The sequence below is a fragment of the Flavobacterium sp. ALD4 genome, assembly GCF_002836475.1.
GTDB lineage: Bacteria > Bacteroidota > Bacteroidia > Flavobacteriales > Flavobacteriaceae > Flavobacterium.
The window spans coordinates 178,139-202,742 of sequence record NZ_PJBJ01000029.1 but is presented as its reverse complement, the minus strand read 5'-3'; the positions used below and the strand labels follow the sequence as shown (position 1 = coordinate 202,742).

23 protein-coding genes are annotated in these 24,604 nt (G+C 34.4%); 17 read left to right on the top strand and 6 right to left on the bottom strand.

The window, feature by feature from the left end; all coding sequences use genetic code 11:
• Positions 1–66: 66 nt before the first annotated feature.
• The 3 genes from CXF59_RS08565 to ychF all read right to left on the bottom strand — a co-directional run bounded on the left by CXF59_RS08565 (position 67) and on the right by ychF (position 3,983).
• Entirely contained in the window at positions 67–1,929 is a 1,863-nt protein-coding gene (locus CXF59_RS08565) for a DNA topoisomerase IV subunit B (protein ID WP_101137398.1), read from the bottom strand.
• A 142-nt stretch (positions 1,930–2,071) separates the two neighbouring features.
• A complete protein-coding gene (locus CXF59_RS08560; RefSeq protein WP_101137397.1) occupies positions 2,072–2,593 on the bottom strand; it encodes an NADPH-dependent FMN reductase in 522 nt (173 codons plus the stop codon).
• A 295-nt stretch (positions 2,594–2,888) separates the two neighbouring features.
• The gene (ychF, locus tag CXF59_RS08555; RefSeq protein WP_101137432.1) at positions 2,889–3,983 is read right to left on the bottom strand and encodes a redox-regulated ATPase YchF; all 1,095 of its coding nucleotides are present in this window, start codon (positions 3,981–3,983) and stop codon (positions 2,889–2,891) included.
• A gap of 222 nt (positions 3,984–4,205) precedes the next feature.
• Between ychF and CXF59_RS08550 the strand changes: the two genes are divergently transcribed.
• From CXF59_RS08550 to CXF59_RS08540, 4 genes are all read left to right on the top strand, one after another.
• Entirely contained in the window at positions 4,206–6,989 is a 2,784-nt protein-coding gene (locus tag CXF59_RS08550; RefSeq protein ID WP_101137396.1) for a TonB-dependent receptor, read from the top strand.
• A gap of 158 nt (positions 6,990–7,147) precedes the next feature.
• Positions 7,148–7,453, top strand: a complete 306-nt coding sequence (locus CXF59_RS15380; RefSeq protein WP_232758791.1) for a class I SAM-dependent methyltransferase — start codon at positions 7,148–7,150, stop codon at positions 7,451–7,453.
• On the top strand, positions 7,414–7,899 hold the full coding sequence (locus CXF59_RS15375; RefSeq protein WP_232758790.1) for a hypothetical protein: 486 nt from the start codon (positions 7,414–7,416) through the stop codon (positions 7,897–7,899). Before CXF59_RS15380 ends, CXF59_RS15375 begins: the two co-directional genes overlap by 40 nt.
• A 119-nt stretch (positions 7,900–8,018) precedes the next feature.
• Positions 8,019–8,555: a hypothetical protein gene (locus CXF59_RS08540; RefSeq protein ID WP_101137395.1), complete on the top strand. Its 537-nt coding sequence runs from the start codon at positions 8,019–8,021 to the stop codon at positions 8,553–8,555.
• A 91-nt stretch (positions 8,556–8,646) separates the two neighbouring features.
• On the opposite strand, the gene CXF59_RS08535 is transcribed toward CXF59_RS08540, so the two are convergent.
• Positions 8,647–8,997, bottom strand: a complete 351-nt coding sequence (locus CXF59_RS08535) for a 4Fe-4S dicluster domain-containing protein (RefSeq protein ID WP_101137394.1) — start codon at positions 8,995–8,997, stop codon at positions 8,647–8,649.
• A 135-nt stretch (positions 8,998–9,132) separates the two neighbouring features.
• Here CXF59_RS08535 and CXF59_RS08530 point away from each other — a divergent pair, with 135 nt between their 5' ends.
• The 5 genes from CXF59_RS08530 to CXF59_RS08510 all read left to right on the top strand — a co-directional run bounded on the left by CXF59_RS08530 (position 9,133) and on the right by CXF59_RS08510 (position 13,355).
• On the top strand, positions 9,133–10,191 hold the full coding sequence (locus tag CXF59_RS08530; protein ID WP_101137393.1) for an acyl-CoA reductase: 1,059 nt from the start codon (positions 9,133–9,135) through the stop codon (positions 10,189–10,191).
• A 93-nt stretch (positions 10,192–10,284) separates the two neighbouring features.
• The gene (gene serC, locus CXF59_RS08525; RefSeq protein ID WP_101137431.1) at positions 10,285–11,355 is read left to right on the top strand and encodes a 3-phosphoserine/phosphohydroxythreonine transaminase; all 1,071 of its coding nucleotides are present in this window, start codon (positions 10,285–10,287) and stop codon (positions 11,353–11,355) included.
• Positions 11,356–11,517: 162 nt separating this feature from the next.
• On the top strand, positions 11,518–12,468 hold the full coding sequence (locus CXF59_RS08520; protein WP_101137392.1) for a D-2-hydroxyacid dehydrogenase: 951 nt from the start codon (positions 11,518–11,520) through the stop codon (positions 12,466–12,468).
• 117 nt (positions 12,469–12,585) lie between these two features.
• Positions 12,586–13,020, top strand: a complete 435-nt coding sequence (locus CXF59_RS08515) for a DUF6146 family protein (RefSeq protein ID WP_101137391.1) — start codon at positions 12,586–12,588, stop codon at positions 13,018–13,020.
• Between the two features lie 32 nt (positions 13,021–13,052).
• Positions 13,053–13,355: a DUF6787 family protein gene (locus CXF59_RS08510; RefSeq protein ID WP_101137390.1), complete on the top strand. Its 303-nt coding sequence runs from the start codon at positions 13,053–13,055 to the stop codon at positions 13,353–13,355.
• A 6-nt stretch (positions 13,356–13,361) separates the two neighbouring features.
• Here the strand turns inward: CXF59_RS08510 and CXF59_RS08505 are convergent, their stop codons facing one another.
• Together CXF59_RS08505 and msrA are read right to left on the bottom strand one after the other, a co-directional pair.
• Complete coding sequence (locus CXF59_RS08505) at positions 13,362–13,661, bottom strand: hypothetical protein (protein WP_101137389.1); 300 nt, start codon at positions 13,659–13,661, stop codon at positions 13,362–13,364.
• Entirely contained in the window at positions 13,661–14,221 is a 561-nt protein-coding gene (gene msrA, locus CXF59_RS08500; protein ID WP_101137388.1) for a peptide-methionine (S)-S-oxide reductase MsrA, read from the bottom strand. Before msrA ends, CXF59_RS08505 begins: the two co-directional genes overlap by 1 nt.
• A gap of 249 nt (positions 14,222–14,470) precedes the next feature.
• Between msrA and CXF59_RS08495 the strand changes: the two genes are divergently transcribed.
• The 8 genes from CXF59_RS08495 (at position 14,471) to CXF59_RS08460 (ending at position 24,505) form a co-directional block, all read left to right on the top strand.
• Positions 14,471–15,133, top strand: coding sequence for an ABC transporter ATP-binding protein (locus tag CXF59_RS08495; protein ID WP_101137387.1), 663 nt, complete (start codon positions 14,471–14,473; stop codon positions 15,131–15,133).
• 159 nt (positions 15,134–15,292) lie between these two features.
• Positions 15,293–16,057 carry a TIGR02757 family protein gene (locus tag CXF59_RS08490; protein ID WP_101137386.1) on the top strand — a complete coding sequence of 255 codons (765 nt, stop codon included), beginning with the start codon at positions 15,293–15,295 and terminating at the stop codon, positions 16,055–16,057.
• Positions 16,058–16,430: 373 nt separating this feature from the next.
• On the top strand, positions 16,431–16,790 hold the full coding sequence (locus CXF59_RS08485; RefSeq protein WP_101137385.1) for a response regulator transcription factor: 360 nt from the start codon (positions 16,431–16,433) through the stop codon (positions 16,788–16,790).
• A 5-nt stretch (positions 16,791–16,795) separates the two neighbouring features.
• Complete coding sequence (locus tag CXF59_RS08480) at positions 16,796–17,902, top strand: hypothetical protein (protein WP_101137384.1); 1,107 nt, start codon at positions 16,796–16,798, stop codon at positions 17,900–17,902.
• Between the two features lie 120 nt (positions 17,903–18,022).
• Positions 18,023–19,336: a glycosyltransferase family 2 protein gene (locus tag CXF59_RS08475; protein WP_101137383.1), complete on the top strand. Its 1,314-nt coding sequence runs from the start codon at positions 18,023–18,025 to the stop codon at positions 19,334–19,336.
• 9 nt (positions 19,337–19,345) lie between these two features.
• Complete coding sequence (locus CXF59_RS08470) at positions 19,346–21,775, top strand: alkaline phosphatase family protein (protein ID WP_101137382.1); 2,430 nt, start codon at positions 19,346–19,348, stop codon at positions 21,773–21,775.
• On the top strand, positions 21,772–23,037 hold the full coding sequence (locus CXF59_RS08465; RefSeq protein WP_101137381.1) for a YaiO family outer membrane beta-barrel protein: 1,266 nt from the start codon (positions 21,772–21,774) through the stop codon (positions 23,035–23,037). The genes CXF59_RS08470 and CXF59_RS08465 overlap by 4 nt, the downstream gene beginning before the upstream one ends.
• A 115-nt stretch (positions 23,038–23,152) precedes the next feature.
• The gene (locus tag CXF59_RS08460; RefSeq protein WP_101137380.1) at positions 23,153–24,505 is read left to right on the top strand and encodes a DEAD/DEAH box helicase; all 1,353 of its coding nucleotides are present in this window, start codon (positions 23,153–23,155) and stop codon (positions 24,503–24,505) included.
• Positions 24,506–24,604: the final 99 nt, after the last annotated feature.

Genomic DNA, 24,604 nt, shown 5'->3' with positions numbered 1-24,604 from the left:
ATACTAAAAGTCAAAATAATATAGATAAGATGTCTTTTTTTAATCATGGTACTACTATCTTTAATTTTATACCGCTTCAATCACGTCCAACTCCACTTTCAAGTTCTTGATAATAAATTCTTGTCGGTCTGGCGTATTTTTTCCCATGTAGAAAGACAATAATTGCTCAATGGATGTGTTCTTATCCATCATAACGGGGTCAAGGCGAATCGTGTCTCCAATAAAGTTTTTAAACTCATCTGGTGATATCTCTCCCAAACCTTTAAATCGCGTGATTTCGGGTTTTGGCTTCAGTTTTTCAATGGCTGCTTTTCGTTCTTCATCAGAATAACAATAAATTGTTTCTTTCTTGTTTCGTACCCTGAAAAGCGGTGTTTGCAAAATATACAAATGCCCTTCTTTTATCAATTCAGGGAAAAATTGCAGGAAAAAAGTAATCAATAACAAGCGAATGTGCATTCCATCAACATCTGCATCCGTTGCAATAACAATATTATTGTAACGCAGGTTCTCCATGTCATCTTCAATGTCCAATGCAGCCTGCAATAAATTGAACTCCTCATTTTCATAAACAATTTTTTTGTTCATGCCGTAGGAGTTCAAAGGTTTTCCACGCAAACTAAAAACGGCTTGTGTATTCACATCCCGAGATTTCGTGATGGAACCCGATGCAGAATCCCCCTCAGTAATAAAAAGCGTACTTTCCAGATTCCTTGGGTTTTTTGTATCGGTAAGATGTGCGCGACAATCCCTTAATTTTTTGTTGTGCAAATTCGATTTTTTAGCCCTGTCTTTGGCTAATTTTCGAATGCCGGATAATTCTTTTCGTTCCCGTTCCGCCTGAAGAATTTTGCGCAGTAAAGCGTCTGCAGTGGCCGTATTTCTATGCAGGTAGTTGTCAAGTTTCGTTTTTACAAAATCATTGATAAAAGTACGCACTGATGGCATCCCCGGTTCTGATCCCATGTCAGCAGAACCCAACTTAGTTTTAGTTTGTGATTCAAATACCGGCTCCATAACTTTGATACTGATAGCGCTTACAATCGATTTCCGTACATCTGACGCTTCAAAACTTTTATTGTAAAACTCACGGATGGTTTTTACAATGGCTTCACGATAAGCCGCGAGATGCGTTCCTCCGTGTGTGGTATTCTGTCCGTTTACAAACGAATGATACTCTTCGCTATATTGTGTTTTACTGTGTGTTAATGCGATTTCAATATCCTCTCCTTTCAAGTGAATGATTGGATATTCTAAATCATCGGCATGAATTGTTTCTTCCAATAAATCTTTCAGACCATTTTCAGAAAAATATTTTTCTCCGTTGAATATTATTGTCAGTCCATTATTTAGGTAACAATAATTCTTCACCATCTTGATTACATACTCATAGCGGTATTTGTAATTTTTAAAAATGGCTTCATCCGGAATGAAAGTAACCTTAGTTCCTTTTCTTTTTGTAGTATCAATAATATCCTCTTCCAGCATCAAATTACCTGCTGAAAACTCAGCGGCTTTTTGTTTCTCATCACGAACAGATTCCACACGAAAGTAGTTGGATAAAGCATTTACTGCCTTTGTTCCCACTCCGTTCAAACCAACTGACTTCTTAAAAGCCAAAGAATCATATTTCCCTCCCGTATTCATCTTAGAAACTACGTCAATCACTTTCCCAAGAGGAATTCCACGACCGTAATCCCTAACGTTAACCGTTTTATCCTTAATGGTAACTTCGATTGTTTTACCGGCACCCATAACGAATTCATCGATACAGTTGTCTAGCACCTCCTTTAAAAGAATATAAATCCCATCATCAGGAGAAGAACCATCACCCAATTTCCCAATATACATACCAGGACGCATACGGATGTGCTCTTTCCAATCGAGCGATCGAATATTATCTTCGGTATATTGATTTTGATCTGACATTTTAAATTTTGTGGATTTTGTGCTAATATAGGATATCTCAATATATTTTAAAAGGGTAAGCCCTCAAAGTTATTAAGAATGATATTGACAACCGTCTTTGCACGCAATTTAATCCTTAAGGAGAACCATTACAATTTTACATTTAAAAATTCCTCACAATTTCTTTCAATTGTTTATCGAATTCGGGATTGGAAATTTTACCGTTTTCAATATCGAAATTAACATCAAAGCTGGGCAGTAAGAACGTTGCTTTGATATTTCCACCATAATAAGGGAAAGCGTCTTTAGCTATTCCCAATACATTTACTCCTCCTTTTGCCCCAGTTGAAGTCGCCATAAGCAGCATAGGTTTTTCTTGAAAAACTTTGGCGTTTATTCTGGTACACCAATCAAAAACATTTTTAAAAGCCACAGAATAATTACCGTTATTTTCCGCCATCGAAACCACCAGAATATTGGCACCGGCAATTTTATCCAAAAACTTTTGCGCTAAAGGATGCTCCCCCATTTCTTCTTCAATATCCACACTGAATACTGGCATACGGTACGAATTTAAATCAAGCACTTCCACTTCCCCATTTTCAAATAAACCAGCAGCATAAGTCGCTAATTTTTTATTGATAGAGTTTTTACTAGGGCTTGCACCAAAGGCTATAATTTTCATGGTTCTTTTATTTCCCTAAATATACTAAAAAAAAACGAGTTTTCAAATTTCGACACGCTAGACTCATCCTTCAAAATTTAAAAATAAGGTTGAATATTCAACTCGGAATTTCGAATCTTGAAGTGTTTTGAAAATTTATCAAAAATGATGTTGTTTCTTTTATTTGCCCCAGATGGAAACGGAAAGCTGGAAATAGGTACTAAAGAAAGTGTTCTATATTAAATAGGCACAAAAAAAAACCGTAAAATTACTTCTACGGTTTTCTATATTCTTTGTTTTATTTTCTCTTTTATTCTTACACGTTAAATCTAAAATGCATTACATCTCCATCCTTAACGATATATTCTTTTCCTTCTACTTTAAATTTTCCTGCTTCTTTACATTTTGCTTCTGAACCGTAATGAACGAAATCTTCATAAGCAATCACTTCAGCACGGATAAATCCTTTTTCGAAATCTGTATGAATCACTCCTGCTGCTTGTGGCGCAGTTGACCCAACATCTATTGTCCACGCTCTAACCTCTTTTACACCTGCTGTAAAATAAGTCTGTTGCTTTAATAATTTATAAGCTGCTCTAATTAAAACTGACGCACCTGGCTCAGTTAACCCCATATCTTCCAGAAAAACTTGACGCTCTTCGTAACTTTCCAATTCGGTGATATCAGCCTCTGCTCCTACAGAAAGAATAATAACCTCTGCATCTTCATCTTTTACCAATTCACGAACCTGATCTACATATTTATTTCCGCTCACAGCAGAATTTTCGTCTACATTACAAACATATAAGACCGGCTTTGCTGTAATCAATTGAAAAGCTTCCATTAACAACTCTTCATCGTTATTTTGAGGAATGACTATTCTTGCCGACTTAGCTTGCAACAGCGTTTCTCTAATTCGATCTAACAGCGCTTTTTCAGTTTGCGCTTCTTTATTACCAGTTTTGGCAGCACGGTTTACTTTCTCCAAACGTTTTTCAACGTTTTCAAGATCTTTCAACTGCAACTCAATATCAATAGTTTCTTTATCCCTGATTGGGTTAACATTCCCATCAACGTGAACGATATTATCATTATCAAAACAACGTAGCACATGAATAATAGCATTACATTCTCTAATGTTACCTAGAAATTGATTTCCTAAGCCTTCCCCTTTACTAGCTCCTTTTACCAAGCCTGCGATATCCACAATATCAACAGTTGCCATTTGTACACGTTCCGGTTTAACCAATTCTTCTAACTTTTCAATTCTTGAGTCTGGTACATTTACTACACCTATGTTAGGCTCAATGGTACAAAAAGGAAAATTTGCACTTTGAGCTTTTGCATTCGACAAACAATTAAATAAAGTTGATTTTCCCACATTTGGTAATCCTACAATTCCTGCTTTCATGATATTTATGTTTACATATAGTCTTTTACCCCTATAAGCTTTAATGTTTACTTTAAAATTTTGCAAATATAATATTTAATAAATGCTTCGTAAGAAAAAACAATAGATTAACAGTAATTAAATAACATTATTCATAAAAACACCGTTTTTACTAATGTTTTGTTAAAAAAATTTTATATTTGCCGTAGAAATAAAACTAAACAAAAACCAAATTAACTTATTATGAAAAAAATTACATTATTATTTTTACTGCTAAACGTCAGTTTTCTTTTTGCCCAAAAAGAAATTTCTGGTGTAGTAAAAGATGCTTCTGGAGCAGCGCTTCCCGGTGTTAACATCGTCGAGAAAGGAACACAAAACGGAGTATCTACCAATATTGATGGTGCTTACAAAATTAAAGTTCAAGAAGGCGCCACAATCATTTTTAGCTACATTGGTTTTACCAACGTAGAAAAGGCCGCAACAGGTTCTACAATTAATGTTGTTTTATCAGAAGAAGGCGGACAGGCACTGCAAGAAATTATAGTAACAGGGTCGAGAACTGCTCCTAGGAGTAATACCACAACCGCTCTACCTATTGACGTAATTTCTGCAAAAGACTTAGCTTCAACTGGACAAGCTTCATTTGACAAAGCTTTACAATACAAAATCCCATCCTTTAATACGGTACAAACACCGGTAAATGATGCGACTTCTTTATTAGATCCTTATGAGATTAGAAACATGGGACCAAGTAGAACGTTAATCCTTATTAATGGTAAGCGTAAAAACTTAAGTTCTTTACTTTATGTTCAAACGTCTCCAGGACGTGGTGAAACAGGTGCTGATATCTCGGCTATACCTACTGACGCTATCGAAAGAGTAGAGATTCTTCGTGATGGTGCATCTGCACAATACGGTTCTGATGCGATTGCTGGGGTAATGAATATTATCTTAAAGAAAAGCACAAACGGTGGATCAGTAACTGTAAGAAGTGGTATAACTGCTGAAGGTGATGGAGAAATGTATGGAGTAAGTCTTAATAATGGTTCTGAAGTAGGTAATGGTAAAGGCTTCGTTAACTATACAGTAGATTTCTCTAAAGTTAGTCAAGCAAACCGACCTGGTAAAGTTGATGGAGGAACAAAAAATCTTGGACCAGATAACAAGCCGCTTTCAGGTGGAGAATATGCTGACTTTATTTACGTTGACCCAAATGATCCAATTTACTGGGATGGTGGAGAAAAAGAAGTTTACCCTGGTGCTAATTCAGCCTCTATTAAAACTGACAACTCGAACGGAATAACACAAATAAATGATTTTCTAGCTAAGACTCCGGACGCTGGAAATATTAATGGTTCTCCTGAAACTGCTGCCGCTAAATTCTTAGTAAATGGTGGATTTGATTTATCGGAAAATACTCAATTGTACTATAACGCAGCCTATGTTTACAAAAAAGTAAACTCATTCGCTAATTACAGAACTCCATACTGGAGAACTTTATCTGACTTTCCTTACCTAAAAGATTTCTTTGGAGACGGAACTCCAGCATCTTACCAAGGATACGTACCGACTTTTACAGGTGACTTGAATGACTATAATGGTACTTTAGGATACAAAGCAGTTCAAAACGGTTGGAATACTGATGCCAGTATTACTGTTGGTGGTAACACTCAAACGTATAACGTAGATAATTCTCACAACAGATCAGACATCAAAGACGAGAATGGAGCTAATGTATATAGAGAAAACAGTCCTATCTTCTTCAAACCTGGTGGAACATCTTTCAATCATGTTGTAGGTAACTTAGATATCTCTAAAATTTTATCTGATAAAATCAGTATTGGTTTTGGATCTGAGATCAGAACGGAAACATTTGAAGTTATCGAAGGTGAACAATCTTCATGGGAAGGAATTGGAGCAGATTCATTTGCTGGAAACAGACCTGAAAACTCAGGAAAATGGAACCGTTACAACTTAGGTGGATATTTTGATGTTGCGTTTGACGTAACTGAAGATTTCTTGATCAACGGAACGGTTCGTTATGAAGATTATAGCGATTTTGGTGGAGCTACTGTTTGGAAGTTAAGTTCTAGATATAAATTTGCAGAGGATAAAGTAACATTAAGAGGATCTTTATCTACTGGATTTAGAGCACCTACATTACACCAAATTTACACTCAAAAATCACAATATTCTTTCGTTGCTGGAGAAGGAATTCAAGTAAGTGGTATTATTAATAATGTTTCTCCTCAGGCTCGTTTAATTGGTGTTCCAAAATTAGATGCCGAAAAATCAACTAACGTAACTGTTGGAATAGGTGTTAAGCCTTCTAGGGACTTTAATTTCACAATAGATTATTATAACATCAAAGTAGAAGACAGAATTATTCTAGGTGATATAAAATCTACTCCATATGGTGAGGTAGCCTGGTTTGAAAACTCTTTTGATTCTAGAACTTCTGGATTAGATGTAGTTGCCAATTACAGTAATATTTTATTAGGTGAAGGTAAATTAGGATTCAATTTATCAGGAAATATCACTTTCCAAAACGAAAGAATTTCTCCAGTAAAAAGTGATAACTTCGGTCAAACACTTGAGTCTTTAATGTTTACTTCCAGACCCGTAACAAAGTGGATCTTAGGATCTAACTACGAAATTGGAAAATTTGGTTTTTCTCTTAACAATACTTATTTTGGAAAGACCACATTTAACCAAGCTGGTCTTAGTTCTGACTTAAGAACTGAGTTTATCCCTAAAATGGTTACTGATTTAGGAGTTACATTTTCTGCTACAGAAAAACTTACTTTATCATTAAATGTAAACAACTTATTAAATGTTTTACCAGAATGGGAATTCAAAGCTGAAAATGCAGCTGGTACTACACTCTTAAGTGATCCTTTACAGGTACAAAACCAATCTAATCTGATTACTTTTAACCAACGTTATTCTCAAATGACGTATGATGGGTATCACTTTAGCCAATTAGGAACAATGTTTAACTTATCGTTGAACTATAAATTCTAATTCTTAAGCATACTTTTAAAAAAGGGCTATCCAGTGGATAGCCCTTTTTTTTATATCATAATTTCCCCTAAATTTAAGAGTTATTAAACTGACCCACGATAAGTAACACACTTTAACAACAAAGACCTTTGATAGTAAATCACACAAATTAGCGCTATATGGCTACCTTATATGATGGAAAAAAGGCCGCTATCTATGATGCCATCTACCAAACTTTTATTGATTATGATGATGAATATAAATTCTACAATCAATTAATTCAAGAATACAACTGTAAAACTGTACTTGAAATAGGAAGTGGCAAAGGGAATTTAGCTAAACGATTTAAAGAAAACAATCAAGATTATACCGGATTGGACTATAGCCGCAGCATGATCGCAATTGCAGAAAAAGAACCAAAGATTGTCGTTTTATTCTGGGGGACATGCGAAATTTTAATCTCGAAAAAAAGGTTGACTCCATAATTATAACAGGACGCTCCACCAGTTATTTGATCTCTAACGATGATGTAAACGAAACTTTTACTTCCCGCTATAACAATATTACTGATGACGGGATTATTATTTTTGATTTCATAGATGCCAATCGATTCGTTCCCTATGCAATTGACAATCTACTTATTACTCATAAGGCAGAATACGAAGGCGTTCACTATCTAAGGGAGATTAGTTGGGAGACCACTTCAATGGAAAATTTCATGCTGGATTGGATAGCAAGATATTATATTATTAATGACCTGGGAAAAGAGTTGATTGCCACTGATTATTCGACTGTTCGCGTATTCACGTTAAATGAAATACAATTGTTTTTGTATTTGAATGGTTTTGAAATCATACAAACGATAGATAGAAAAACTTATGCATACGACACCTATGTCATTGTAGCAAAAAAGAGAGTCAAAACGATATAATAGTGTACAATTAATTTATTTTTGGAGTGAATAATACAACCATTTACAGCAATTCTGTAACATTTAAGAAGTCAAAAACTTGTAAATTAGTACTATACAAATCATTAAAATTAAATATCATGAAAATTATAATATTAGGAATGGCCGCTTTTTTATTTTCTATAAATATTCAAGCCCAGAAAAAAAATATAAAGTCAGAAGTTAAAACTAATATCACTACGATAAAAGACTCTGACGGTAATAAACAAGTAATCCAAACTAAGGAAATAGAAGAAACTCAAAGTGTTGAATTGAAAGATGCTAATTCCAAAATTTTAAATAAAGACATCAAAGAAAGTCCTGTAGAAGTTACTGCTACCACAAAAATTACAGAAAACGGAATAACCAAATTAATTAACGTTGACCGCTCTGCTTATTATGAATTAGACGGAATGAAATACCAGGTTGCAAGTGACAAAAGTAGCTACACTATGTTCTCTACTGACGGCCAGAAATCAGCAATTTTGAGAAAAACTTCAAACAACAATTATATCTACAAAGCTAAGGATAATACATCTTACGGTTATTTTACTGCAAATGGAAATTTAGTTTTAGAAAATTATGATGAAGCTACTGATACGGTAAGCATCACAACTTATACTATTGCTAAACAATAATACTCTTTTTCTATAGGTCTAGTCCTAAAATAAAAAATCCTGTTCGCTACGGCGAACAGGATTTTTTATTTTATTCTTACAACTTCGGTATTTATTCGTTATGCAAAAATGCTTGTCTACTCAATAATGTCTCTTCTGTTTCCACATGTTCATCATCTGGAATACAACAATCCACAGGACATACGGCGGCACATTGCGGTTCATCATGAAAACCCTTGCATTCTGTACATTTTCCTGGAACAATGTAGTAAACTTCGTCAGAAATTGGAGTTTGTGCATCTTCAGCATCAACTTCAGTCCCATCCTGCAAAATTACTTTACCTTTTAACTTAGTTCCATCTTTATATCTCCAATCATCTGCACCTTCATATATTGCAGTATTCGGGCACTCCGGTTCACAAGCCCCACAATTGATACATTCGTCAGTTATTATTATTGCCATTTTACTATAGTATTTGTTATTCGAACTAAAAAAAAGCATACTAAGTCACTTTTGACTTTAAGACTTTTGCCTTTCGAATTATTAAAGCTTATTTTTGTGCAAAATTACAATCAAAACTATTCATAAGCAAACATTATGACATTAGAAACAAAAAAAAGTGTTTTTGTTGAATTAGGAAAATTCTTAAGCCAATTTTCTGAAGATAATACGATTAAAAAAGCTGACGTTTTAAACAACGATCTGTTTTTTGACGCCTTTATTGATTTGATAAAATTATCGCAATCTCATAATGGCTGGTATACGCCGGAACAAGTTTATTTTTCAATTCAATCTTGGGCGAAAGCGCTTTCGGAAGAAAATTTGGATCAATGGCTTTCCGCCTATACCATTGACACGAGAGAATCTAAAAAGATCGCTTTAATTTTAGCTGGAAACATCCCTTTAGTTGGATTTCATGACTTCCTTTCCGTTTTAATTTCCGGTCATAACGTATTGGTAAAAACATCTTCTAACGACCAACACTTGCTGCCATTTTTAGCAAAATATATCATAGCGACAGAACCCAGATTTGCAGATAAAATTAATTTCGTCGAAGGGAAATTAGAAAACTTTGATGCCGTTATAGCCACCGGAAGCAACAACACAGCCCGTTATTTTGAATATTATTTTAAAGATAAACCATCAATTATTAGAAAAAGTAGGAACTCGGTTGCTGTCTTAAGCGGAAAAGAAACTGCAGCACAACTGGCCGCCTTAGGGGAAGATATTTTCCGTTATTTTGGCTTGGGATGTCGCAATGTATCTAAACTTTTTGTACCAAAAGGATATACTTTTGACGCCTTTTTTGAAGCTATTTTTGAATATCAAGATGTCATTCATTATGAAAAATATGCCAATAATTACGATTATAACAAGGCCGTTTTTCTAATGAGTAATTTCAAACTATTAGACAATGGATTTTTGACCTTAAAAGAAGATAAAAGTCCTGCCTCCCCTATTTCGAGCGTCTTTTATGAATTCTACGATGATATCAATGTATTGCAAAAGCGGTTAGAGAAAGAAGCCGACCAAATTCAATGTATAGTGAGCGATAATCTGATGGAAAACAGTATTGATTTCGGACAAACGCAACATCCTGAATTATGGAATTATGCAGATAACGTCGATACTATTTCGTTTTTGTTAACAACATAGTGGAAATATGTTTAATAATTCCGAAATAATTAACGCTTTTTAATGTCCTATTCCCGAGATTTGCCTTTTAATTTTTTGGACATAAACTACACCATGAAAAAACACAACTACAGCGCAGGACCATGCATATTACCGCAAGAAGTTTTTGAAAAATCAGCACAAGCCATTTTAAACTTTAATGATTCCGGGTTATCTATTTTGGAAATTTCGCACCGAAGCAAAGACTTTGTGGCCGTAATGGATGAAGCTAGGGCGCTTGCTCTTGAATTATTAGATTTAGAAGGTAAAGGATACCAAGCGCTTTTCCTAGTGGGTGGTGCTAGTTTAGAGTTTTTAATGGTTCCTTATAACTTGATGAAAGAAAACGGTAAGGCAGCTTATCTTGATACAGGAACATGGTCTGCTGGTGCGATAAAAGAAGCTAAACCATTTGGAGAAACCGTTGTTGTTGCTTCTTCAAAAGAAGAAAATTATAATCACATTCCAAAAGGATATACAGTACCGGATGATGCAAATTATTTTCACTGTACTAGTAATAACACCATTTTTGGAACTCAAATAAAAGAATTTCCGTCATTAGACATGCCAATTGTATGTGATATGAGTTCTGATATTTTTTCAAGAGTATTGGATTTTTCAAAGTTTGACATTATATATGCCGGAGCTCAAAAAAATATGGGTCCAGCAGGAACTACTTTAGTTGTCGTAAAAGAAGAAATTCTGGGTAAGTCAGGTAGAGCAATTCCAAGTATTTTGGATTATGAAAAGCATATTAAAGCTGAAAGCATGTACAATACACCTGCTGTATTTCCAGTCTATGCTTCTTTATTAACCTTACAATGGTTGAAGAATCTTGGAGGAGTTGCTGTTATTGAAAAATTAAATAATGCAAAAGCGGCATTACTATATGCGGAGATTGATAGAAATCCATTATTCAAAGGAGCTGCAGCAGTTGAAGATCGTAGTAATATGAACGCTACTTTCCTATTAAATGATGAATCACATGCGGCAACTTTTGATGTAATGTGGAAAGAAGCGGGAATATCTGGAATACCAGGACATCGTTCAGTGGGGGGGTACAGAGCTTCAATGTACAATGCATTACCAATAGAAAGCGTTCAAATTCTAGTTGACGTCATGAAAGCATTGGAAACTAAAGTATAATATATAATTACTGGGATTACTAGCCCCGATAGTAGTGAAAATCCTATCTCGTTTTTTAACTTTTAACGAGGTGTATTGTAACGAATAGCGGGAATAGCTCCAGAAAAACAACACAAAAATAGAAGGACGATAATATTTCGTTCCTCGAAATGAAATAAAATAATGAAAGTATTAGCAAATGACGGAATTTCAAAAAGTGGAATTATCGCTTTAGAAAAAGGTGGATTTGAAGTAATCACAACGAAAGTAGCCCAAGAACAGGTAGCTAACTTTATAAACGAAAACAACGTAGATGTAGTTTTAGTAAGAAGTGCCACTAAAGTCCGTAAAGATATTATTGATGCTTGCCCAGGGTTGAAAATTATTGGTCGTGGCGGTGTAGGGATGGATAATATTGATGTGAATTATGCTAAAAGCAAGGGGATTCACGTTATCAACACTCCTGCTTCATCATCAGAATCAGTGGCAGAATTAGTATTTGCTCATTTATTTTCTGGCGTACGTTTCTTGCATGATTCTAACAGAACTATGCCTCTCGAAGGAGATTCAAACTTTGACGGTTTGAAAAAAGCATATGCTAACGGAATTGAGTTAAGAGGAAAAACACTTGGAATAGTTGGTATTGGCCGTATTGGTCAGGCGACTGCAAAAATGGCTCTTGGATTAGGTATGAAAGTTATTGCCGCTGACAGTTATATTGGTCAAGTTGACGTTAAAGTAGAATTTTTTGACGGACAATCCATCTCAACGACAATCGTCTCTCAACCATTAGAATCTTTATTTAAAGAAGCTCATTTTATTACTTTACACGTTCCCGCTCAAGATGGTTACATCATTGGAGAGAAAGAACTAGCTATCATGAGAGATGGTGTAGGTATTGTAAACTGCGCTCGCGGAGGTGTTATTGATGAAGTAGCTCTAGTAAAAGCGTTAGACAGCGGAAAAGTATTGTTCGCAGGCTTAGACGTTTTTGAAAGCGAACCAAAACCAGAAATGACAATCTTAATGAACCCTAAAGTTTCCTTGACTCCACATATTGGCGCCGCAACCGAAGAAGCACAAGATAGAATCGGTACTGAATTAGCATCACAAATAATTGGTTTATTGAGCTAATCATTTTAAATCATACAGCCAAAATGGATTCATTAACATCGTTTAATGAATCCATTTTTTTTTAATACCCTAGTCTTTAACTAATTAATACGTAACTTTATAAATCAAAATTTCACCATGAAAAACAAGATTTACATAGTACTGATTATGCTGGCTATCATAATTGGCTGCACTACTTCAAAATCAGTTGTTTCGAAAGCAGAAAATCCAAATCCCACCACTAACGATACGATACGAATTGCCAATGAAGGATTGGAATACGAAGTAATCATAATTGACCCTGGTTTCAATACCTGGTTAGCATCAAGGTCTTTCCCGCGTTTTTATCACTCTCAATCTTATTTAGAAAACAAAAACATATTGTGGATTAGCGAATGGAACAGCAGGGTATTACAACCTTTCCGTTACAATACGAGTCTGTACGAGATGACTATTAACTATAATCAAAATGTTGATTATGGATATGAGGTCAATTATTTAATTTACAACTATATGGTCTATTTTCAAAATACCTATAAACAAAAACTTTTTGGTTATGTTCCTCCAAGATAATGTTACTATATTTGTAATCATTATAAATAAAAATGAAGGAATTAAAAAAACGTTGGAAAATTACATCCAATTTTCAACTTGTAATTATATTTATCGTCTTTGCAATAACTGGTTCTACTTCAGCATGGTTATCAAAACCCGTTTGTTTTTGGTTGGGAATTATGAAAGAAGACTTCGGATATTGGTATACACCGGTTCGTTTGCTTATAATTTTTCCTTTGTACCAAGTACTTTTGGTGTTAATAGGATTCCTTTTGGGTCAATTTAAATTCTTTTGGGCATTTGAGAAGAAAATGCTAAAAAGTATGGGGTTGGGTTTTCTTTTTAAAGAATAGACCAACTTAACTCATTCGCTCTTTTTTTATAATATAATTATAAATCCACATTAAGGTAAAAGACGGTATAAAATCAGTGAAAGGAAATATTTCTTCAATAAACGCTACAACTCCACCCACTTTTCCTACCGTTCCTTTATACATTCTGGTCATCAAATAAGCTGCCACCGGTGCCCAAATAACATCTGAAAACTCACCAAGCATGGGCACCGTAAAGGACAACATTCCCACGGCATCAAACAAAATACCTAAAAATAAATTTCTTTTTTTAGTACTTCCGCTAATGACCATGACCTCTTTCTCCATTATTTTTTAAGTTTATCTTTATACATTTTTTTTAATTTATCTATTTTGGGAGTAATCACGTAAGAACAATAGCCTTGCGATTTATTATCATTGTAATAATTTTGATGCACTTCCTCCGCCTGGTAAAATTTTGACACCGGCGAAATCTTAGTAACAATGCGCTTGCCAAAGGTATCCTCAGTGGTCATTAAAGAAATGTAGTCCTCTGCTATCTTTTTCTGCAACTCGTTGTGATAAAATATTTCACTGCGGTATTGTGTACCCACATCATTACCTTGACGATTCAACGTAGTCGGATCGTGTGTGGCAAAAAATATTTCTAAAAGTTCTCCAAATCCGATTTTTTCAGGATCAAAACTGATCTCGATCGCTTCCGCATGACCAGTGTCTCCATTGCATATTTCCCTATAGGTTGGATCAATTGTCTTACCGCCAATATAACCTGATATGACAGCATGTACGCCCTCTAATTCTAAAAAAACGGCTTCTGTACACCAAAAACAACCTCCTGCAAACGTAGCTACTTCTATTCCTTCTTTTATTCCTTCTTGATTTTCCATTGTATTAGATTCTTTAATTTGAGGTAAAACAACCTCTTTTTATTTCGATTAATATGAAATTAGCGCCAGTACCGATAAAAGTTCTGAATTTCCTCTGCACGTAATAACCAATAATAATTCAAATTTAGGTTATTAAACAGACTCCCCTATTTCTTATTAACTAATTTTTATAGTTTTTGTCATGAAAATTATTTTGTCTGCCATTTAATATTCATATAAATCTTTGTTTCTTTGCAGAAATACCTTCTTATGATATATGCCAAAAATTTGCACAAATATTACGACCAACTCCATGTTTTAAAAGGAGTGGATTTACATATTAAAAAAGGAGAAATTGTTTCTATTGTTGGCGCTTCCGGAGCCGGTAAAACAACGCTTTTACAAATCCTTGGAACTTTGGACAAGCCTTCGATCGAAAATGGAATAGAACTTCGTATCAACAATGAAGATATTCTAACGATGAATGATAAAAGCCTATCCAAATTTAGAAATGTAAATCTTGGTTTTATCTTCCAATTTCATCAATTACTACCTGAGTTTACAGCGTTAGAAAACGTGTGTATTCCAGCCTTCATTGCTAATAAACCCAAACAAGAAACTGAAACTGAAGCAAAAAAATTGTTAGATTTTCTTGGGTTATCGCACAGGCTGAGCCATAAACCCAATGAACTTTCCGGAGGGGAACAACAACGAGTAGCAGTGGCACGGGCATTAATAAACAAACCCGCCATAATATTTGCAGATGAGCCTTCCGGCAATCTTGACACCGCATCAGCAGAAAACCTGCACCAATTATTTTTCAAATTACGTGACGAATTTGGTCAAACTTTTGTTATTGTAACACATAATGAGGAATTAGCAAATATGGCCGACAGAAAACTGGTGATGGTTGATGGCCAAATTAGCAATTAGGAGCTCTTTCCAGCTATGCGCTACAATCTTTTTATCTCGTCCAAAAAACGAAATAAAAAGGATTTTCACTTCTATCTGGGCTAAGCTTATTTGCTAGTATTAGTAATTCGTCCACAATTTGAGTAAATCTCTTTTAATCCCTGTTATCCAGTTCCAATAATGAAGAAATCAGAACTTAAAGTTTTTCTCGACGAAAAAGTACTTCAATACAACACACTCGATTTCATTGAAAGTGATCCGGTACAAATACCGCATCTCTTTACTCGAAAAGAAGATATTGAAATCGCGGGTTTTCTTAGTGCAACAATTGCTTGGGGAAATCGTACCATGATTATCAAAAATTCCCATCGCATGATTGATTTGATGGGAAATGCCCCTTTTGACTTTGTGATGTCACATTCTGAAGATGATTTACAAAGATTAGAAACTTTTGTGCATCGTACATTTAACGGACAAGATTTCAGTAGTTTTATAAAAAGTCTCCAGAACATCTACCAAAATCACGACGGCCTCGAAGCTGTTTTCTCTAAAAATCAAGAACCTGCATCGATGCAAAAAAGTATCTCTGAGTTCAAGAAGACATTCTTTGAAATCCCACACCAATACCGTACCCAAAAACACGTTTCAGACCCCATGAACGGCTCTGCTGCAAAACGTATCAATATGTTTTTAAGATGGATGTGTCGCCAGGATAATAAAGGAGTTGATTTAGGAATATGGAAAAGCATTCCCCCTTCAGTCTTATCTTGCCCCTTGGATGTACATTCCGGTAATGTCGCCAGAAAACTGGGGTTGTTAACGCGGAAACAAAATGACGGCAAAGCAGTGGCTGAATTAGACTCTAAACTTCGGAAAATCGACCCAAATGACCCTGTAAAATATGATTTTGCACTCTTTGGCCTTGGTGTTTTTGAAGGTTTTTAAGGTACATGTTACCGCTATTCTTTAGCATTCATTTTCACCACTTCTCCAGCTTTTTTTTGATTTAAAAGTGCCTGAAAAATGTGTGATTAATTTATTTAATAGTTTTATTCCTAATAAAATATCTTTAAAATGTCATTCACCGATATATTTAACACTTAATCGTACTTTCTAAAGGAAATTACACTAATTTCGCTTTAAATAAAGATCAAAATCTTGACGCCTTTTTAAGATCAAACTCTTTTTATCGAACTAAATATTTTATAAAAGAAATAAAAACTTATTTAAAATAATAAAAACCATTACGAAAACCATTACGTATACAATAGTAGAATAATTAATCAATATTGAGCTAAAGTTATTATACTAAATTGACATGAAAAAAATTTTACTGGCCGAAGACAACTCAATGCTATCGTTACTACTTAAGTTTCGGTTAGAAAAAGAAGGATACGAGCTTTTAATAGCAGAAAACGGAAAAGAAACGATAGCGTTAATTGAAGAACACAATCCCCAATTGATCCTAACCGATATCATGATGCCGTTTATCAGTGGTTTAGAGGTAATCAGTCATGTTCGTAATAAATTAAACGATAAAACCCCCATCATTGTTTTTTCAGCGTCAGGGCAGGAAGAAATAGTGCTTAAAGCCTTCAAATTAGGAGCTAATGATTTTATGAGTAAACCTTTTAGCCCCAATGAATTGGTGAACCGGGTAAAACGAATTTTAGTTTAAATTATATGGTTAGCAGTAATTATTTTATTGAACTTTTTAAAAAATCTGCTTTAATCGTCGAATTGGTTTGGGTTTTCATAGCTGTCCTGGTCGTATTGGTTATTGCAATCACACTGTACCTGAAATATTTAAGAAGTACTTTACGCAGAAACGAAAAGTCAAAACATAAAGTAGAAAAAGAATTTGAAACTTCTGTTATAACCTATTTATATGCAGGCGAAGCCGATATTGCTGAAATCAGTTCAGATCAACTAACCATTATTGATGACCTAAAAAAAGCAACTTACAAAGCCTATAGAAAAGATATTTTAATTTCAACAATGTTGAAACTAAGCTATGAGATTTCTGGAGAGATGGCTGAATCCATTAATAAACTTTATATCCAAACCGGTTTATTAGACTATACCCTATCCAAAATAAAAAGTAAAAAATGGAATTTAATTGCCAAAGGAATTAGAGAACTTACCCTTTTTGAAGTAAAGGAAGTTCAACATTTAGTTAAAGAGCACATAAACCACCCAAAAAGCGAAGTCCGCAGTGAAATGCAACTGTACCTTGTTAATTTATTTCATTTTAAAGGCTTAGACTATTTGAATGAAATCAAAACCCCAATATCAGAATGGGATCAAATTCAATTGCTGGAAGTACTGCAGTCATTTAAAAACCAGGAAATTACTGATATAAATTCTTGGTTAAAGTCATCGAACGAATCTGTAGTCCTCTTTTCATTAAAACTGGCTAAAATCTACAACCAATATGGTGCAAAAGACGAACTTATCGCTCTTTTACAGCATCCTAATTTAAATGTAAGGGTTGAAGTAATCCATGTTATCAGCCATCTGAATATTATGGAGGCAAAACTTAATTTAAAAGCAAATTTTAGCACACTCGATTTAGAAGAACAAATCGCTTTTTTCACAATGATGGAGGAAACATACGAATCGACAGACAAACCATTTATTCTTGATAATATCCTAAACCAAAATTTCGAAATTAAATTCTCAGCACTTAAAATCCTAAAAGAATTAAATCTTGAGGAATTCAATAGTTTTAAAGATCTATCATCTGATCCTGAATTTGTTAAAATTATTAATTATGTAGAATCCAATTAATTACTTTTAATAGAAAACACGATCCTTATTCTTCGCTTTTTATTTTTCCTATATAGTTTTACTATTATAAGCTCTTATGTTGTTCTGGGGATTATATCTATCGTTGAGAGTATCGGTTACATGAAAAAGAACAGTTTTGTTAACTATAACAAAATATTGTCATCAAACATTTCACCTTCTATTTCCGTTATTGCTCCTGCTTACAATGAGAGCTTAAATATTATCGAAAACGTTAGGTCTTTGCTTTCATGCCATTACGCCAATTACGATGTAATTATAGTAAATGACGGAAGTAAAGATGATAGTCTGGAGAAACTTATTGAAGCCTACAACCTGGTTAAAGTAGACTTCCTAATTAATGAACAAATACCTACGCAACCGCTACGGAACGGAATATACAAATCAACTAATCCGGCATTTGAAAAATTGATCATTGTTGACAAAGAGAATGGTGGAAAAGCTGATGCTTTAAATATGGGATTGAACATAAGTACCAACAAATATGTTGCTTGTATAGATGTAGACTGTCTGCTGATTGAAGATGCACTCCTTAAATTAATCAAACCTTTTTTAGAAACGACCGATACAAAAGTTATCGCTGCCGGAGGAGTAATCCGAATTGCAAATTCTTGTATTATTAAAGAGGGTAAATTACTTCACGTCAACTTTCCTAAAAAGATGATGTTACAAGGGCAAATTCTGGAATATTTAAGAGCTTTTTTATTAGGTAGAATGGCATGGAGCAGGTTAAATGGCTTACTAGTTATTTCAGGTGCTTTTGGATTATTTGATAAAAAGATAGCAATTAAAGTTGGAGGCTATGACATCAATACTGTGGGAGAAGACATGGAAATCATTGTTCGTATGAGGCGGTATATGGAAGAGCTGGAAAACAAACCGAAGTATAAAGTGGCCTACATTCCCGATCCGCTCTGCTGGACTGAAGCTCCTGACAATTACAAAACATTTACATCCCAGAGAAACCGATGGACTCGCGGCACTATAGAAACGCTACGCAAACATAGAAAAATTGGTTTTAATCGGAAATACGGCGCCATGGGAGTCTTAAGCTACCCATATTGGTTTTTATTTGAAAGAATGGCTCCGATAATAGAGCTGCTGGGTCTGCTCTATTTTACTCTTCTTATTTCTTATGGTAAAGTCAGATGGGATTACACTATCGCTTTTATACTTTTAGCTTATTTGTTCACTGTATTATTTTCAATAATAGCCATAATTTCTGAAGAACTTACTTATCATCAATACAAAAAAAAGGGAACAGGATTCAAAATGGTAAAGATGGCTTTCTTAGAGCCTTTTGTCATTCACCCCTTTATATTGTATTCTGCTGTAATGGGAAATATTGATTACTATTTCAATAAAAAAAAGAAATGGGGAGCGATGACCAGAAAAGGAATCTCAAATACTAATTAAACCTATTACATGAAATTTACGCTTAACTTAAAAAACAGCTACAGCTATATCTATTTAACCTTATCACTGATAGTCTCTTTTTGGATCATCAGTATATTTGAAATAGTTGCCAGATCATCAAATGCTGTTAGCTTCTTTTCTACGGCTGTCAGTTTATGTTACAAATTACTTAACGATTTTTGGACTGGTTCTATTATCGGGTTACTTTTTTTGCCTCTTTATTTAGGAAGCGTATACATAAAGGAACCTGTTGGAGAAGTTGTAATCAAAATCCTGTTCTCGCTATTGATTTTGGTTCAATTTTCATTAGTAAAATACAGCCTTACTACTTTAATAAATCTTGGAGCAGATATTTTAGGTTATTCAATGGAAGACATGTACATAACAGTTACGGCTTCTGAATCGCTTTCCTTTTTATATTTCGTCCCTTATTTCATGCTTCCCATGCTGTATTTGGGCATTAACAAAGTTTCAGTAAAATACATCGGTAATCGTCAAATCTATATTGCTTCGGCGGCATTGCTAATTATCTTCGGAAGTATAAAACTATTTACTCCCGAGATGTCTGAAGCATTGCATCAAAACAAAATTTACTTTTTCACTAAAGATATTATCCGTTTTGAGAATGAAAAAAAAGTCACTAACGCTACCAATTTATTTTATCAGAAGGAGTATCCATTGGTACAGCCTTTTAAATCCTCAAAAGATGTGTTATCTCCTTTCTTTGAGATTCAGGAAGAAAAACCAAATATTGTACTCATTATTGTTGAAGGGTTGGGGGCTGAATTTATTGGGAATAATGCTTTAAGAGGATTTACGCCTTTCCTGGATTCCTTAATTCCAAAATCGCTGTATTGGGAAAATTTTGTAAGCAATACAGGAAGAACATTTGGGGTAATCCCTTCCTTATTGGGATCATTGCCTTACGGTGAAAAAGGTTTCTTGGAAATAAACCCATTGCCTTCGCATGTTTCTCTCATCAGTATTTTAAAAGCTAATGGCTATACCACATCCTATTTCAGCGGAGAAGAATCGAGTTTTGACCGAAAAATTAATTTCCTAGAATACAATAAAATTGACAATGTAGTCGATATTAATAAATTTGGAAAAGGTTACGTTAAAACGAAAGAAAACTCCGGTGGTTTTTCTTGGGGTTATCCTGATGCAGAAATATTCAGAAAAACATTAGCTGATGTAGACGAAAAAAAACTACCCCGATTAGATATCATCATGACGTTAACTAATCACGAACCTTTTGATTTCCCTTCAAAAAATGTGTATTTGAAAAAAGTGGACCGTATTGTCGATTCAAATAAAAATTTAGGTGTTTCCGCAGATCAAATCAGAATGAACAAGGATATTTATTCCTGTCTTCTTTATACGGATAATTCTATAAAAGATTTTATGGAAGCGTACTCCAAAAGACCCGAATATAAAAACACTATTTTTATTATTACCGGAGATCACAGACTGATTCCAATAAGTCAAAAAGATAAATTAGCGCGTTTCCATGTCCCTTTATTCATCTTTAGTCCGATGTTAAAAAAAGCGGAACGATTTAAATCCATTTCTTCCCATTGGGACATAACCCCTAGTTTAGTCTCTTTTTTAATGAATAACTATACATTCGATAAAATCAAAAAGACAACCTGGATGAGTCAGGGATTAGATACTGCGAGACAATTTAGAAACATACATCAGATTCCTTTAATGAGATCGAAAGGGAGTGTCAATGATTTTATTTACAAAGAGTATTTATATTCTGATGGAGAGGTTTTTAAAATAGATGAAAATTTTGAACTAAATGAAATTGATGATGAAAGCATACTTCAAACAATAACGGATTCGCTAAGGGAGTCCAAAAGGCTTAGTGCTTACTTAACCAAGAAAAACAAAATTATTCCAAACGCTCTAAATGTTTATACTCGACCTGCTTTTAAATTTTCAAAAGAAGAGCTTTTAACAATTAACAAACTAACCAAGGGATTAATTCTTGATGATTGTTTCCTTGTAGCCAGACAACTAGCATTTAATAAAGAGCGTGAAAAAGCCAGGCTACTATGTAACTATATTCTAAACGAACTTCCTAATTACGGAGATGTTCGCACTTTAAAAGCAAGAACATTAGCATGGGACGGCGATTATGCAAAAGCAGAAACTGAATTATTGGATGTGGTAAAAAGAACGCCATATTATGAGGACAGCTACGTAGCATTAATGGATGTTTACTGGTGGTCTGACCAAAATAGTAAAGCAATTGCAATTGCGAAATTAGCTTTAAAAAACGAAATAAAAAACCCCGAATTGAGGGTTAAACTTGCTCAGGCTTACAAACGAATGAATGCAATCCTAAAGGCTGAAAAAATAATGGATAGCATTATAAAGAAATACCCAAAAAATAAGGAATACCCTAAAATCAAAAAATCCTTTAAAGAATGATTACTAAAATAACGACTAAACTGTCTTTTATCCTTTGTTTTTGTTTTGCACTACATATTCAAGCACAAGAAAAAAGCTATAACGGCAATCCAGATACCTCTTTTGAAACTGCCCGAAATCTTGCTTTTAATGAGCAACGAGAACAGGCTCAGGATACACTTAGGCATATTTTAACAAAGTATCCTGATTATCACGATATCCGATCTTTTCTGGGAACCACCTATTCCTGGGACGGAAACTATAAAAAAGCAAGGAATGAGTTTGCTTATGTTTTAGATAAAGACCCTGGAAATAAATCCAACTGGCTAGCGGCTATAAAAAATGAATCCTGGAGTGAATCTCCTTTTATTTCCTTAGAAATGTCAAAAAAAGCATTGAAAATTTTCCCGGAAGATTCTGAACTCATTTACCTCAAAGCAGCTGCCGAAAAAAGCACCAACAATCCCCTTGAGGCCTTAAATACCATTGAGTCTCTATTGGATAAAAATCCTCAGGATGAAAATGCAATAAACTTTAAAGCAAATTTAAATCAAACTCTTAGAAAAAACACTATTGGAGTAATTGCGGCCGTAGACTTGTACTCGGGAGTTTTTGATCCGATGCAATATTATACGTTAAACTATAGCCGACAAACAAAGTACGGGGTTATCATCAGTAAATTTAATTTCAATAGACGTTTTAATGAAAACGGAACACAAATAGAATTTGATTTGTACCCTAAAATAGCAAAAGGACTTTATGCCTATCTAAATATTGGCTTTGCCAATACTTTTCTTTTTCCAGATTTAAGGTATGGAGCTGAATTGTACAAATCGTTACCATATAGCCTGGAAGCCTCGTTAGGATTCCGTTCTTTAAAATACAGTACTAGCACTACCATTTATACAGCCTCTATAGGCTGGTATACCGGAAATAGTTATTTATCGTTTCGCCCTTATATTACTCCCGGTGATAATGGAACCAGTACTTCTGGAACATTTACCTATAGAAAATATAGAAGTGATGCAGATAATTATATCGGAGCTACTTTTGGCATGGGTTATTCGCCAGAAATCAATCAGTTTAATTCTAGCTTAAATCAAGAAGCCATTGTGAATCTTAAATCGCAAAAATTAAATATTGGATATTATTTTACTTCGGCGAATAAAAAAAATGCCTGGGGAGCACAATTTGGAATTACCCACCAGGAAATAACTTTTGATCAGGGCAATTACTTTTGGATTTATAACATTGCTTTGTCTTGGGATATTCGATTTAAATAGAAAAACGATACTATTGAATAAAATTAGTCCAGACTCATTTACAAATGCAGGAGTTTGAACCCCAATTAGTATCTTTACTTTCAAAAACCGTATATTTGCAAAAAATATACGTTTTATGACCACTTTCGAGCAATTTAATCTTCCCAAATCAGTCCAAAAAGCAATAGACGATTTAGGTTTTACTACCCCTACTCCTATTCAGGAAAAAACTTTTTCTGTGATAATGTCTGGTCGTGATATGATGGGAATTGCACAAACAGGAACTGGTAAAACATTTGCCTACTTATTACCCTTACTAAAATTATATAAATTTATTCCAGGACATACTCCAAAAATAGTAATCCTAGTTCCTACTCGTGAACTTGTAGTTCAAGTAGTAGAGGAAGTGGAAAAATTAACCAAATACATGTCGGTTCGTACTGTTGGTATTTTTGGTGGTGTTAACATCAATACCCAAAAAACAACTATTTATCAAGGTTGCGACATACTGGTAGGAACCCCAGGAAGAATCATGGATTTGACATTAGACAATGTGATTCGTTTTGAAGAAATGCAAAAACTGGTTATCGATGAGTTTGACGAAATGCTGAATTTAGGGTTTCGTACTCAGTTGACTGCCATTTTAGCAATGATGCCAAAAAAACGTCAGAATATCCTGTTTTCTGCGACCATGACAGATGAAGTGGATGCTATTTTAAATGACTACTTTGATTACCCGCAAGAAGTTACTCTTTCGGCCTCTGGGACTCCATTGGAAAACATTAAACAGATTGCTTACAACGCAGCTAATTTTAATACGAAAGTAAATCTATTAAAACACTTGTTACAAGAAAATGAAGACATGAGTCGTGTTTTAATTTTCGTAAACAACAAGAAAATATCAGATATGCTTCACGGTCGTATTGACGAAGATTTTGAAGATCAATTTGGAGTAATTCACTCTAACAAATCTCAAAATTACCGTTTGAGTACGATGGCTTCCTTCCAGGAAGGAAATCTACGAGGACTTATTACTACAGACATTATGGCTAGGGGTTTAGATATTTCTAATATTACCCATGTCATTAATTTTGAAATGCCAGCGATGCCAGAATTATACATGCACCGTATCGGTAGAACGGGGCGTGCTGATAAAACTGGAAAAGCAATTAGTTTTATTGCTCCTAGAGAAGAAGAAGCAAAAGTGGAAATTGAAGTCTTAATGAACATGGAATTACCTATTGAAGTGTTCCCTGAAGAGGTAGAAATTTCAGCAAAGTTAATTGAACCAGAAAAAGAAAGACAAGTCGTTAAGTTCTTAATGAAAAAGAAAACACTTGAGGGAGATGGGGCTTTTCAAGAAAAAAGTAAAAAGAATAAGAAAGTCAATTTAGGAGGACCAGGTGTCACCAAGAAAAAAACCCATGGATCTGTCAATCGTAATATGTTAAAAACGAGAGACAAGAAAAGGAAAGACAAGAATAAATAGGACTTTTGAGAGTCCATAAGTCGAAAGACTAAAAACAAAAAAGGCTAGAAATGAAAATCATTTTTAGCCTTTTTTTTATAAGCAAAAAAAAGTAAACAC

Excerpts from the sequence above, each read along its gene's own strand:
- CXF59_RS08565 (WP_101137398.1), bottom strand. The coding sequence starts at position 1,929 with ATGTCAGATCAAAATCAATATACCGAAGATAATATTCGATCGCTCGAT.
- CXF59_RS08560 (WP_101137397.1), bottom strand. The coding sequence starts at position 2,593 with ATGAAAATTATAGCCTTTGGTGCAAGCCCTAGTAAAAACTCTATCAAT.
- ychF (WP_101137432.1), bottom strand. The coding sequence starts at position 3,983 with ATGAAAGCAGGAATTGTAGGATTACCAAATGTGGGAAAATCAACTTTA.
- CXF59_RS08550 (WP_101137396.1), top strand. The coding sequence starts at position 4,206 with ATGAAAAAAATTACATTATTATTTTTACTGCTAAACGTCAGTTTTCTT.
- CXF59_RS15380 (WP_232758791.1), top strand. The coding sequence starts at position 7,148 with ATGGCTACCTTATATGATGGAAAAAAGGCCGCTATCTATGATGCCATC.
- CXF59_RS15375 (WP_232758790.1), top strand. The coding sequence starts at position 7,414 with ATGCGAAATTTTAATCTCGAAAAAAAGGTTGACTCCATAATTATAACA.
- CXF59_RS08540 (WP_101137395.1), top strand. The coding sequence starts at position 8,019 with ATGAAAATTATAATATTAGGAATGGCCGCTTTTTTATTTTCTATAAAT.
- CXF59_RS08535 (WP_101137394.1), bottom strand. The coding sequence starts at position 8,997 with ATGGCAATAATAATAACTGACGAATGTATCAATTGTGGGGCTTGTGAA.
- CXF59_RS08530 (WP_101137393.1), top strand. The coding sequence starts at position 9,133 with ATGACATTAGAAACAAAAAAAAGTGTTTTTGTTGAATTAGGAAAATTC.
- serC (WP_101137431.1), top strand. The coding sequence starts at position 10,285 with ATGAAAAAACACAACTACAGCGCAGGACCATGCATATTACCGCAAGAA.
- CXF59_RS08520 (WP_101137392.1), top strand. The coding sequence starts at position 11,518 with ATGAAAGTATTAGCAAATGACGGAATTTCAAAAAGTGGAATTATCGCT.
- CXF59_RS08515 (WP_101137391.1), top strand. The coding sequence starts at position 12,586 with ATGAAAAACAAGATTTACATAGTACTGATTATGCTGGCTATCATAATT.
- CXF59_RS08510 (WP_101137390.1), top strand. The coding sequence starts at position 13,053 with ATGAAGGAATTAAAAAAACGTTGGAAAATTACATCCAATTTTCAACTT.
- CXF59_RS08505 (WP_101137389.1), bottom strand. The coding sequence starts at position 13,661 with ATGGAGAAAGAGGTCATGGTCATTAGCGGAAGTACTAAAAAAAGAAAT.
- msrA (WP_101137388.1), bottom strand. The coding sequence starts at position 14,221 with ATGGAAAATCAAGAAGGAATAAAAGAAGGAATAGAAGTAGCTACGTTT.
- CXF59_RS08495 (WP_101137387.1), top strand. The coding sequence starts at position 14,471 with ATGATATATGCCAAAAATTTGCACAAATATTACGACCAACTCCATGTT.
- CXF59_RS08490 (WP_101137386.1), top strand. The coding sequence starts at position 15,293 with ATGAAGAAATCAGAACTTAAAGTTTTTCTCGACGAAAAAGTACTTCAA.
- CXF59_RS08485 (WP_101137385.1), top strand. The coding sequence starts at position 16,431 with ATGAAAAAAATTTTACTGGCCGAAGACAACTCAATGCTATCGTTACTA.
- CXF59_RS08480 (WP_101137384.1), top strand. The coding sequence starts at position 16,796 with ATGGTTAGCAGTAATTATTTTATTGAACTTTTTAAAAAATCTGCTTTA.
- CXF59_RS08475 (WP_101137383.1), top strand. The coding sequence starts at position 18,023 with ATGAAAAAGAACAGTTTTGTTAACTATAACAAAATATTGTCATCAAAC.
- CXF59_RS08470 (WP_101137382.1), top strand. The coding sequence starts at position 19,346 with ATGAAATTTACGCTTAACTTAAAAAACAGCTACAGCTATATCTATTTA.
- CXF59_RS08465 (WP_101137381.1), top strand. The coding sequence starts at position 21,772 with ATGATTACTAAAATAACGACTAAACTGTCTTTTATCCTTTGTTTTTGT.
- CXF59_RS08460 (WP_101137380.1), top strand. The coding sequence starts at position 23,153 with ATGACCACTTTCGAGCAATTTAATCTTCCCAAATCAGTCCAAAAAGCA.